Below are 1,652 nucleotides of genomic sequence, written 5' to 3'. Positions count from 1 at the left end.
ATCCCCTTGGACGAGCCTTAGCATTGGGAATGAATGAGATAAGTCGCCAGCAATTTCATCGCTAACACGTTGTTGGGCTCCCGTTAGCGAGAAAGGTAATGAATTCAAGAATTCATTTTTTATAGCTTCACTATCGCTTGTAGCGACGAATGCAGGTGATGCTTTGCTTTGAATGCTACTTCGAAGTTGCAGAAGGCTGAGGTGATGCGCCAATAGCTCTTCAAAAATAAGTCGTTGTTGATATGGGTGCTCGCCTTCTAGCAAGGCATGTTGATCAGCATCCGTTGGTGGCGCATGAAGGTAACGAACGGCTTCTTGAAGGCTTGGGAGTTGCAGATCTTTTAAGATCGAGCCAGGAATAAGTTCGGTTACTTGGTGTCTGTCTAGATAGCCTAAAGCGCTAGCGCATAGCTTACGTAAACGAGGTTGTTGCACACCTTCAGTGAGCGTATAGATAGGCGTGAGCTTTTCTGGAGGAGAGTGTTTATCACCAGGTTTTAAAACTTGATATTCCGGATGATAAAACTCTAAGCCTGTTTGTCCTAAGCGAGCTTCGCCATAGCAACGCACTCGTGAGCCATTGCTTAATTGTTTCGCTTGAGCAGCACTGAAGTGGTAGAAACGCAGCGCAACTTGCCCAGAACTATCTCTGACGTGTACTTCCAAACTTTTGCGTCGTCCGATAACCACGCGACTGCCTTTTACTTCTGCTTCAAACAGTACATGTTGGCCTACACGTATTTGTGACAAAGGTACAATGCGCGTTCTATCCTCGTAACGAAAAGGGAGGTGGAATATAAGATCCTGCACGCTATGTAAATCAAGCTTACTAAGCGTTAGAGCGAATTTTTCTCCAACACCTTTGAGTTGGGTAAGTGGAACTTCGTTGAGGCTAGCCATTATTGAATTTATTTGCTTGAAGCGTATGAGTATTGTTGGTCGCACATTTCTAGTAATGTTAGAGGGTTTTCATATGGAATGCAGTAGATAAAAGGGTGGGTATGCAGCACAAAAGTTTATTTGTTGGATTTGGACAGATCGCTAGTAAAGTCGCTTTGGGGTTTGAGTCGGAGCGATGTATCGATGTACTAAAGCGCTCGTCTATTGATGCTCCAGACCAATTTGCGTGTGTAGAGCATATGTTTTTGGGAGATATTAGTGAGGCAAGTACGTGGACGAATGTACCTGATAACTATAATGCGATTTTGTTTTGTGTCACGCCCGGCGGTCGGGGAGCGGAAGCGTACCGACGCGTTTTCTACAATGCCCTTACTCACTGCATAACGAAATTTAAAAGTTTAAAGACTCCGCCACACCTCTTTTTTGTCTCAAGTACGAGTGTCTATGCTCAGGATGATGACTCTGTGGTCGATGAGTTGAGTCCTGCCAACGGTATGAGTGAGACGAGTAAAGTGCTGGTTCAGGCAGAAAATTTATTGAGGGATAGCTCCCTGCCGAGCACTATTATCCGCTTTAGCGGAATTTATGGAGGTTCGCGTCGACGCATTATTGATCAAGTTTTGTCTCAAGAGCCTGTATTGAGTGACGCTCTTAGACGTAGCAACCGAATTCATGAAGAAGATGCAGTGGGTTTTCTAACATTTTTGATGAAGTCGCATGCGCAAGGTCAGGCACTGGATGAGCTCTATGTT

General features: G+C 44.9%; 2 protein-coding genes. One reads left to right on the top strand and one right to left on the bottom strand.

Going from position 1 to position 1,652, the window contains the following annotated elements:
- Positions 1-900: OB-fold nucleic acid binding domain-containing protein (locus A3739_RS26865; protein ID WP_231877160.1), on the bottom strand; the 900-nt coding region annotated here is incomplete at its 3' end.
- Positions 901-1,001: 101 nt separating this feature from the next.
- Between A3739_RS26865 and A3739_RS26860 the strand changes: the two genes are divergently transcribed.
- On the top strand, positions 1,002-1,652 hold a 651-nt coding region (locus tag A3739_RS26860; protein WP_068503416.1), incomplete at its 3' end, for a hypothetical protein.

This window comes from Oleiphilus sp. HI0067 (genome assembly GCF_001635735.1).
This window is presented reverse-complemented; position numbering and strand designations above follow the sequence as displayed.